General features: G+C 72.4%; 4 protein-coding genes and 3 pseudogenes. 4 read left to right on the top strand and 3 right to left on the bottom strand.

Annotated elements, in window-relative coordinates; translation table 11 throughout:
- The 3 genes and pseudogenes from EAO71_RS02850 to EAO71_RS02845 all read left to right on the top strand — a co-directional run.
- The coding region (locus EAO71_RS02850) for a polysaccharide lyase 6 family protein (RefSeq protein WP_315986581.1) at positions 1–1,432 on the top strand (1,432 nt) is incomplete at its 5' end.
- Positions 1,433–1,791: 359 nt separating this feature from the next.
- Positions 1,792–1,941: pseudogene (locus EAO71_RS39885) on the top strand (LCP family protein); the annotation flags it as partial.
- Positions 1,942–1,968: 27 nt separating this feature from the next.
- Entirely contained in the window at positions 1,969–2,667 is a 699-nt protein-coding gene (locus EAO71_RS02845; RefSeq protein WP_410093942.1) for an LCP family protein, read from the top strand.
- 98 nt (positions 2,668–2,765) lie between these two features.
- Here EAO71_RS02845 and EAO71_RS02840 read toward each other — a convergent pair whose 3' ends face one another.
- The 3 genes and pseudogenes from EAO71_RS02840 to EAO71_RS38455 form a co-directional block, all read right to left on the bottom strand.
- Complete coding sequence (locus EAO71_RS02840) at positions 2,766–3,653, bottom strand: geranyl diphosphate 2-C-methyltransferase (RefSeq protein ID WP_147976173.1); 888 nt, start codon at positions 3,651–3,653, stop codon at positions 2,766–2,768.
- Between the two features lie 16 nt (positions 3,654–3,669).
- Positions 3,670–4,746: pseudogene (locus EAO71_RS38460) on the bottom strand (family 2 encapsulin nanocompartment cargo protein terpene cyclase); the annotation flags it as partial.
- Between the two features lie 9 nt (positions 4,747–4,755).
- A pseudogene (locus EAO71_RS38455) lies at positions 4,756–5,736 on the bottom strand (family 2B encapsulin nanocompartment shell protein); the annotation flags it as partial.
- Positions 5,737–6,293: 557 nt separating this feature from the next.
- Between EAO71_RS38455 and EAO71_RS02830 the strand changes: the two are divergent.
- Positions 6,294–7,602: beta-ketoacyl [acyl carrier protein] synthase domain-containing protein (locus EAO71_RS02830; RefSeq protein WP_147976171.1), on the top strand; the 1,309-nt coding region annotated here is incomplete at its 3' end.

Raw genomic sequence — 7,602 nt, 5'->3', positions numbered from 1 at the left:
CCCCCCAGGAGGCATCATGCAACGACGGACGTTCCTCACCGGCACCGTGCTGGGCGCGGCCCTCGGCGCGCTGCTGCCGGCCGACGCGTCGGCGGCCACCGTGACGGTCTCCTCGCTGGACGCGCTGCAGCAGGCGATTGACCGGGCGGCCCCCGGCGACCGGATCGTCGTGGCCGACGGCACGTACGCCGTTCCCGCGGGGCGCGCCGTCACCGTCTCGGGGCGGCACGGCACCACCGCCGCGCCGATCACCGTCGTGGCGGAGTCCCGGGGCGGCGCCGTCCTCACCGGCGAGCGCGGTTTCGTCTTCGGCGACTCCAGCAACATCACGGTCAGCGGCTTCGCCTTCCGGCAGCGCACCACCCTGGAGATCCCGGCGAGCTGCTCGCGCATCCGGCTGACCCGCAACGACTTCCGGCTCGCCGACGTCGGCGGGCTCGACTGGGTGGTCGTCCGGGGCGACGACACCAAGATCGACCGCAACCACTTCCACGGCCGGACGACCGAGGGGATCTTCCTCGTCGCCGACGGTCCGGGGACGACCGCGATGGCCCAGCGCCTCCAGGTCCTCCGCAACCACTTCTCCGACCACACCTACACCGGTGCCAACGGCGGCGAGCCGATCCGGCTCGGTGTCAGCGGCCGGGCGCTGTCGAGCGCGAACGCGGTGGTGGAGTACAACCTCTTCGAACGATGCGACGGCGACCCCGAGGCGATCTCGGTGAAGTCCTCCGACAACGTCATCCGCTACAACACGATCCGCGACAGCCGCGGCGGCATCGTGCTGCGCCACGGCAACCGCTCCCGCGTGGAGGGCAACCACCTGCTCGGCGGAACGGACGGTGTGCGCGTCTACGGCAACGACCACCTGATCGTCAACAACCACCTCGCCGGTCTGTCGGGCCGCGCCCTGGTCATCGGCAGCGGCACCACCCGCGACCACCACGCGGGCGAGAGCGTCGACGAGCGGCGCGGCAACGACGCCGCCGACCGTGCGCTGGTCCTGCACAACACCCTGGTCGGCAACGCCGGCACACTCTCCGGCGAGTCCCGCGCGTACCCGCCGCAGAACGTCGTCGTCGCCGACAACCTGCTGGTCGGCGACGCCGGCAGTCTGGTCGCGATGGGACAGACGGTCGGCTTCACCTGGCAGGGGAACATCCTGTGGGGCCGGGCGTCCGACGGCACGATCCCCGCGAGCGGATTCCGCCGGGTCGACCCGCTGCTGCGGCAGGAGTCGGACGGCGTCTTCCGGCTGTCCGCCGGCAGCCCGGCGATCGACGCGGCGACGCTCACGGGCACGGACGTGACCGAGGACGTCGACGGTCACGCGCGTGGAGCCGGCCGCGACGTCGGCGCCGACGAGTACTCGACGGCGGCTCCGCCGCGGCGCCCCCTCACCCCGGCCGACGTGGGTCCGAACGCCGCCTGAGCGACAGCCGCCCGGACCCGTCCCTCCGTCGCCCGCGGCGGCGGGACGGCGCGTGGCCCGCGTCCTCCGTCCCCTCCCCCGGGACCCCGCGTGCGGGGTCCCGGGGGACGCCCCTCCGGTCCCGGTGGCCCGCCCACGGCGACCGGCTGTTGCCGGGTGGGCACAACTGGCTATTCTGACGCACCAGTTCGAGGGGGACGGAGCAGCACAAGATGAGCAAGCCCGCACAGACCGAGACCGGTGACGCCGTACGCCGAAGACGCCCCAGGCCGAGGACGGTGCTGCTGACCGCGCTCGCCCTGCTGGTCGCCGCGGGGCTGCTCACGGCGGGGACGGGCTACTGGGCCTACGAGCACTACACCGGGCGCGTGCAGCGCATCCCCCAGACCTTCCCGACGAACGCGCCCGTCCCGCCCCCGTCCCGGGGAGGCCGGAACTACCTGCTGGTGGGCCTCGACTCGCGCTCGGCCGTCGCGACGACCGGCAACGACGCGAAGGGCGCGCTCTGGAAGTACGGCGACCAGCGCAGCGACGCGATGATGCTCGTCCACATACCCGACGACCACTCCAGCGCGTACGTCGTCTCGCTGCCCCGCGACTCGTGGGTGGACATCCCCGGCCGCGGCCGGGCGAAGCTGAACGCCGCCTACTCCTGGGGCGGTCCGCCGCTGCTCATCGACACGGTGCAGCGGCTGACGGACGTCCGGGTCGACCACTTCGCCGTCATCGACTGGAACGGGTTCCGGAAGCTCACGGACGCCGTCGGCGGCGTCGACATGTCGATGCCCGACGGGGAGCGCCGGCACATGAACGGGGAGCAGGCACTGGCCTACGTGGGCGAGCGCAAGAGCCTGCCGAACGGCGACCTGGACCGGGCCCACCGGCAGCAGAACTACCTGCGCACGGTCCTGGAGAAGGTGACGACCTCGGCCTCGCTGAGCGACCCGCTCCGGCTGAAGGAGACCCTGGACATCTTCACCGACACCATCAGTGTCGACGAGCGGTTCAGCGACACCGACATGCGCGAGCTGGTCTGGAACATGAAGGGCGTCCGCGCCGGCGACATGACCTTCATGAACGCGCCCGTGAAGGGCACCGGCACCGAGAAGGGCCAGTCGGTGGTGCACCTGGACAAGGTGGCCTGCGCGGAGCTGTGGAAGGCGTTCAAGGAGAGCTCCATGGCGGCCTACCTCTCCACCCACCGGGTCGACCGGCTGCGCGCGGCGACGAACTGAGCGGGTGGCACTCCCCCGGGACGGACGGCGGAGAGGGCCCCTGCGCGTCGCGCGCGGCGCACAGGGGCCCGGCATTCGTCCGCGGGTCCCGGGTCCCGTCAGACCCGGTCGGCCGCGATCAGCACGTACTGGAAGGAGCCGTCCTTGTACGAGTTGATGAACGCCTCCTCGATCCCCGTCACCAGCGACGACGTCGCCCGCAGCTCCCAGTAGGGCAGCGTCTCGGGCGTCAGGTCGATCACGGCCTGGGGTACGAGGCGGTTGTCGGCCATCGCCCGCAGGTACTCGCGCCGGGAGTGGATGTTGCACTCGAAGTGCGCGTTGATCTGCGAGACCCACTTCGACGGCTGGCCGTAGCGGGGGTTCCAGCAGCCGGTGATGGTGACGTAACGGCCGCCGACCGCCAGCACTCGGGAGTGCTCGGCGAAGAGGTCGTGCAGGTCGACGTACATGCTCGACTCGTTGTTCCACGAGGCCGCGGCCCGGCCCGTCTCGAACGGCGTGGCGAGCATGTTGCACACGCGGGCGCGGACGTGGTCGTCGATGCCGAGCTCCCCGGCCCGCCGGTTGGCGAAGTCGGCCTGCTTGGCCGACAGGGTGACGCCCTCGACCTTGCAGCCGAAGCGCTGGTGGGCCATGACCATCGAACCGCCGCGTCCGCAGCCGGCGTCGACGAGCGTGTCGTCGCGTCCGATCGCGCCGAGGTTGTCGAGGAGGATGTCGGTCTGCGCCGACTCCAGGCGGTGCAGTTCGGCGATCAGCTTCTTCTCGTAGGCGCTGTCCGCGGGGTCCCCGATCGCGGCGTGGTCGACGTCGCCGATGCCGTAGTGGTGGTGGTAGAGCCCGTCGACGTCGCCGAGGCGCAGGTTCACGGGCCTGGCCTCGCCGTCCCAGTAGCGGGCGATGTCGCCCTGGTACGGCGACGCGGGGGCGGGGATGAACGCGGAGGCGGTGCCGTCGAGGGTGCTGAACTCGGTGCTGGTCACTGATAAGTCCGTTTCTCTACCAGAAGTCGGGCAGGCTGTAGCGATAGGTGTTGGTCTGGTGCCAGTAGTGGTTGCCGTCCACCCACACGGCCACTCCGCGCAGGAAGCGGAGCACGCTCGGGAGGGGGCACGCGGCGGCCAGCGCGGCGGCTTCGGTCTCGAAGTCGCGCATGAGGTCGTTGTGGACCTCGACCGCCTTCAGATAGGCGTCCCGGTCGGAGACGCCCTCGCGTTCGGCGATCACCACGGGCAGGTTCAGGTGCCGGCCGGGGGAGGCGAGCTCCTTGGTGTACGAGTAGAGGTCGTTGACGATGGTGCTGGCGTTTCCGGCGAGCGCCAGGACGCGTTGCATGGCGGGCTGGGCATGCAGGTCCGCCGGCAGTTCGTAGCCGCCGACGGTGTCGGTGATGGTGGGGCAGGGCCGGAAGTTGTTGAACTGGCGCATCGCCAGGTACTCCCACACCTCGGGCACGTGGTCCGTCTCGGCCCACGCGGCCTCCGCGAGGTATCCCAGGTGCAGCCGGGCCATGTCGTGCCGGTAGCGGTCGGCCTGGGAGGGGGTGGAGTGGCGGACGAAGTACTCCATCGCGGAGCGGTAGGCGCGCCGCGGGGCGTCCGCGTGGAGCGACTCCGCCCACCGGGGCTGGTACTCCTCCGTCGTGTGCAGCGCGTCGAGGGCGGTGTGCGCGAGGAGCAGGCGTCCGCCGAGGCCGACGGGCGAACCCCCGTGGTCCTCGCAGTAGCAGTCGTCGACCGCGTTCTCGGCGACCATCAGGCGGGTGGCGATCATCAGGTGGTCGACCGTCGGCGCGTCGGGATGGCAGGCGACCATGTAGCGCCCGACGGAGAAGCCGTCGAACTGCCCCTCCCACTCCTCGGGGTACAGCTCCACCTCGTCCACCGCCCAGGACTTGATCCGGCGGCCGACGTCCTCGACGCGTGCCGGGTCGGGTTCCGGCACGGGGTGGTGGTACAGGCCGGGGATCGGCCGCCCCTCCGCCGGCGCGGCGGCCGGTGGCGGTCCCGGGGACGCCTCGCGACGGCCCGGGTACAGCCCCGCCGTCCCGAGGCCCCGGGGTCCGCCCGGGATCCGGCCCGGGACGGGCCCCGGGGGCGCCGGCACGGCGGTGTCCGCCGGCTTGAAGTCGGCGTTGTGGAGGAGCCCGAACTCGCGGTTGTTGATCAGCTCGTGTTCCTGGCGCTCGCGCAGCGCCTCGATGGTGAGCCGGAGCTGCTCCTCGGTCTGGTTCATCGGCCCGTTGTAGAGGTCGGCGACCCGGGTGTGGACCCGCAGCACCGTCTGGGCGACGGAGAGTTCGTACTCGCGCGGCCGGAGCTCGTAGTCGACGAAGGCACCGGGCAGCGCGACCTCGCCGACGTGGCCGGCGGACATGGCGATCTCGGCCTCGCCGTGACGGTTCTGCCGCTGCCGGGGCAGCGAGCCGAAGGCGTCGACATGGGCCCGGAGCCCGGGCGCGGCGGACATCACGGCCGCGAAGTCGGCCCGGGACAGGGTCAGGAGGGTGCCCGCGGTCTCGGCGGTGGCGGTGTGGTCCCATCTGGCGTCGGCGTCCAGAAGGGCGTGCTCCCCGAAGCGGTCGCCATCGGCGAGCACGGTCACGGCGACCTCGTCGCCGTACTTGCCCACGGAGGTCTGGTTGATCCGGCCGTGCGCGATGAGGTGGATCTCCCCGGCCGGGGCGCCGCGTTCGACCAGCACCTCGCCGGCGCGGAAGTCCCGCTGGACGCACCGGCAGGCGAGCGTGCCGAGCACCTCGACGTCCTCGAAGCCGCGCAGCAGGGCGAGTTCGCCGAGCTCCTGCGGGATCACCCGTACCAGTCCGCCGTCCTGGACGAAGTCGACGCGCCCGTCGCCGACGGTGTAGCTCAGCCGGCGGTTCACCCGGTACGCGCCGCCCTTGGTCTCCACCCAGGGGAGCATCCGCAGCAGCCAGCGGGAGGTGATCTCCTGCATCTGCGGGGCGGACTTGGTCGTGGTGGCGAGCTTGCGGGCGGCCGCGGTGCTCAGACTGGACTGCCGGGGCGGCTCCAGCTGCGCTTGCGGGTCGATCTGGGCGGTCATCGGGCGAGGGCTCCTTCGCGGGACTCGTGATCGGCGCGGGCGCACGCCGACCGGCGGAAGAGGACCGGACCGGTGGGGCGAATGTCAGGGATTCGTCCGGATCCCGCTGAACAGTAGAGCCGGATTCGCGCGGCTCGCCCTATGAGTCCGCTGGTATTACCTCGATGAAGTGACCTTGATCCGAACGGGGTTTATCCGGCTGACCGACGACATTCGAGCCATCGGCCCGGCCGCCTCCGGAAGCGCTCCGGGCAGGGCGCCCGCACCGGTGCCGACCCGCGGTCCGGCGTCGCGCCACCGGCTGCGGATCCCGGCTCCGCCCGACGGCGACAGCGCCGCCCGACGGGCGGCGGTGGCGTGATCCACACCCGGTGGGTCGCCGTCGCCCGGCCACGGCAGGGGGGGGCGGCGACCGGCCGGCGCGCGCGAACGGGCCCCGGGAGGCGGCCCGTTCTGACGAGGAAGAAGATGATCTCTTCTCAATCCCCTGACGAGCCGGGTAGCCTGACCGCTCCCAACAGGGTTGACCACGACATGACATCGGGGTGGGGCGATCAGTGGCGAGTCCGGCACGTACCTCGGCCGAGGCCCCGGAGCAGGACCGTTCCGCCGGTCACATCGCCGTCATCGGCCTTGCCTGCCGGTTCCCCGGTGCCGGGAACGCCGAGGCGTTCTGGCGGAATCTCGTCACCGGCACCGACTCGATCACCCGGGTCGCGGGACCCGAAGGCGTCGCGGCGCGCGGGCTGATCGAGGACCCGGAGTGCTTCGACGCCGGGTACTTCGGGGTCTCGCCCCGTGAGGCCCTGATCGTCAATCCGCAGCAACGGCTGTTCCTGGAGTGCGCCGTGGCGGCCCTGGAGGACGCCGGACACGACCCGGCCCGCGCGGACGCGGTCGTCGGCGTGTACGGAGGCGGCAGCGAGAACGACCACGCGCGCCTGCTCCGCGCCCGCCGGGCGGACCTGCCGAACGTCTCGGACTGGGAGATCCGGGTCGCCAACGGCGCCGACTTCCTGTGCAGCAGGGTCGCCCACAAGCTGGGCCTGACCGGCCCGACGGTCGCGGTGCAGGCCGCGTGCGCCACCTCCCTCGTCGCCGTCCACCTGGCCGTCCGCGGCCTGCTGGACGGGGAGTGCGACGTCGCCCTCGCCGGCGGGGTCACCGTCCGCCTGCCGGTCCGCGTCGAGGGGACGGACGAGGTCGGCATCCAGGCACCGGACGGTGTACTGAGGGCCTTCGACGCCCGGGCCGGCGGGCTGGTCGGCGGCGACGGCGTCGGCATCGTGGTCCTCAAGCGCCTGGCGGACGCGCTCGCGGACGGCGACCGGGTGGACGCGGTCGTGCGGGGATCCGCCGTGAACAACGACGGCGCCGGACGGATGGGCTTCACCGCCCCCGGGGTCGACGGCCAGGCCACCGTGATCGAGAAGGCCCAGCGGGCCGCCGGGGTCGGACCGGACAGCTGCACGTACGTGGAGACCCACGGCACCGCGACCCCGCTCGGCGATCCGGTCGAAGTCGCGGCGCTCACCCAGGCGTTCCGGCGCGGCACGGACCGGCGGGGGTTCTGCGGGATCGGCTCGGTGAAGACCAACATCGGGCACACCGACGCCGCCGCCGGGGTCGCCGGACTGATCAAGACCGTCCTCGCGCTGAAGCACGGCGTCCTCCCGCCGAGCCTGCACTTCACCGAGCCCAACCCGGCGATCGACTTCGCGGGCAGCCCGTTCCGCGTGGTGACGCGCGCCGAGGATTGGGCGCCGCCGGGTCTCCCCCGGCGCGCCGGTGTCAGCTCCTTCAGCGTCGGCGGCACCAACGCCCACATCGTCCTGGAGGAGGCCCCCCGGCTCCCCCGCCCCGAAC

This window comes from Streptomyces sp. MS191 (genome assembly GCF_008042125.1).
Lineage (GTDB): Bacteria > Actinomycetota > Actinomycetes > Streptomycetales > Streptomycetaceae > Streptomyces.
The sequence above is the reverse complement of the archived record's forward strand: the minus strand, read 5'-3'. Positions and strand labels throughout refer to the sequence as shown.

What these genes read in the sequence shown, in the direction of transcription:
- EAO71_RS02845 (WP_410093942.1), top strand. Translation starts at nt 1,969, where the DNA reads ATGATGCTCGTCCACATACCCGACGACCACTCCAGCGCGTACGTCGTC.